This is a genomic window from Sphingobium sp. FW306-1B-F04DB, from assembly GCF_058781925.1.
Genome location: NZ_JBYSXE010000092.1, coordinates 1 through 2500 on the forward strand (window position 1 = coordinate 1; position 2500 = coordinate 2500).

General features: G+C 54.6%; 1 tRNA gene and 2 rRNA genes (1 of these 3 cut by a window edge). All 3 read right to left on the reverse strand.

The window, feature by feature from the left end:
* Positions 1-56: 56 nt before the first annotated feature.
* Positions 57-133 (reverse strand) — tRNA-Met (locus tag AC3WJD_RS21545).
* Between the two features lie 84 nt (positions 134-217).
* Positions 218-332, reverse strand: a 5S ribosomal RNA gene (gene rrf, locus AC3WJD_RS21550).
* Between the two features lie 165 nt (positions 333-497).
* Positions 498-2500 (reverse strand): 23S ribosomal RNA (locus AC3WJD_RS21555); it runs 794 nt beyond the window's last position.

Here is a 2500-nt window from a genome sequence, read left to right on the forward strand (position 1 = left end):
AATAAAAAAGCCCCTCTGGCTGGAGCCGAGGGGCTGCGTGTTGGCAGGTTGAGACCTGGTTGCGGGAGCAGGATTTGAACCTGCGACCTTCAGGTTATGAGCCTGACGAGCTACCGGGCTGCTCCATCCCGCGACAGGAAGGTCTCAGCGCTGAGGCGTTTTTAGCATTATGAATGGGTTCTTTTGAACAAGTATCCGCGCATGCGCCGGCTTCAAAGCCTGGCGACGACCTACTCTTCCGGTGCTTAAGCAACAGTACCATCGGCGCTGTCCGGTTTCACGGCCGAGTTCGGGATGGGATCGGGTGGGTCACAGACGCTATGGTCACCAAGCTATGGAGCCGGCGCAAGAGCGGAAAGAATGTTCTTAAAATCGATACCGTGCACGTTTTGTAATGCACGATTTCCCGAGGGAAATCGTTCACGAGACCAAATATTGGGCTGCTTTAATCATCCTGGCCACAACGACAACCAGGGTTGTCATTGATGGTGGGACTCATCAAGCGTGAATAGAGCAATTAGTACTGGTTAGCTCCACGCGTTACCGCGCTTCCACATCCAGTCTATCAACGTCGTGGTCTCCGACGGCTCTATGAAATCTTATCTTGAGGGAGGCTTCCCGCTTAGATGCTTTCAGCGGTTATCCCGTCCATACATAGCTACCCTGCTGCACCGTTGGCACGATGACAGGTCCACCAGAGGTATGTTCAACCCGGTCCTCTCGTACTAGGGTCAACTCCTCTCAAATTTCGACGCCCACGGCAGATAGGGACCAAACTGTCTCGCGACGTTCTGAACCCAGCTCACGTACCACTTTAATTGGCGAACAGCCAAACCCTTGGGACCTGCTCCAGCCCCAGGATGTGATGAGCCGACATCGAGGTGCCAAACAACCCCGTCGATATGAGCTCTTGGGGGTTATCAGCCTGTTATCCCCGGCGTACCTTTTATCCGTTGAGCGATGGCCCTTCCACGAGGGACCACCGGATCACTATGACCGACTTTCGTCTCTGCTCGACTCGTCAGTCTCGCAGTCAGGCTGGCTTATGCCATTGCACTCTAACAGACGGTTTCCAACCGTCCTGAGCCAACCATCGCGCGCCTCCGTTACTCTTTAGGAGGCGACCGCCCCAGTCAAACTACCCGCCACAGAGGGTCCCCGCACCGGATGACGGTGCTGGGTTAGACATCAGAAAACAACAGGGTGGTATTTCACCTATGGCTCCACCAGGGCTGGCGCCCCGGCTTCAAAGCCTCCCACCTATGCTACACAATTCTTTCCTAATGCCACTCTGAAGCTGCAGTAAAGGTGCACGGGGTCTTTCCGTCTAACCGCGGGTACTCCGCATCTTCACGGAGAATTCAATTTCGCTGAGCATGTACTGGAGACAGTGGGGAAGTCGTTACGCCATTCGTGCAGGTCGGAACTTACCCGACAAGGAATTTCGCTACCTTAGGACCGTTATAGTTACGGCCGCCGTTTACCTGGGCTTCATTTCGGAGCTTGCACCCCTCCACTTAACCTTCAGGCACCGGGCAGGCGTCAGGCCCTATACGTCGTCTTGAAGCCGACTTAGCAGAGCCCTGTGTTTTTGCTAAACAGTCGCTACCCCCTGGCCTGTGCCCCCCACAAGTGCTTGCGCATATGTGGGGCCTCCTTCTTCCGAAGGTACGGAGGCAATTTGCCGAGTTCCTTCAGTACACTTCTCTCAAGCGCCTTGGTATACTCTACCAGACCACCTGTGTCGGTTTCGGGTACGGTCTATACGGTGGGGCTATTTCCTGGAACCTCTTCGAAGCACGTCCAATCCGTTAAGGACGTACAACATACGAGATCCGTCACACACCACCAGGCCCACGAATATTAACGTGGTTCCCATCGACTACCCCCTTCGGGCTCGTCTTAGGGGCCGGCTCACCCTGCTCAGATTAGCTTTAAGCAGGAACCCTTGGTCTTTCGGCGAGAGGGCATCTCACCCTCTTTATCGCTACTCATGTCTGCATTCGCACTTCCGATACCTCCACCGTCGGTTACCCTTCGGCTTCACAGGCTTACGGAACGCTCCGCTACCGCGTGGATAAATCCACACCCTAAGCTTCGGTGCACGTCTTGAGCCCCGTTACATCTTCGCCGCAGGAACCCTTGTTTAGACCAGTGAGCTGTTACGCTTTCTTTAAAGGATGGCTGCTTCTAAGCCAACCTCCTGGTTGTTTTGGGATTCCCACATGCTTTCCCACTTAGACGTGACTTGGGGACCTTAGCTGTAGGTCAGGGCTGTTTCCCTTTTGACGACGGACCTTAGCACCCGCCGTCTGTCTCCTGGACACTACTCGTTGGTATTCGGAGTTTGGTTAGAGTTGGTAGATCTCGCGACCCCCGCATCCATCCAGTGCTCTACCCCCAACGGTATTCATCCAAGGCTCTACCTCAATAGATTTCGCGGAGAACCAGCTATTTCCCGGCTTGATTGGCCTTTCACCCCTAAACACAACTCATCCGA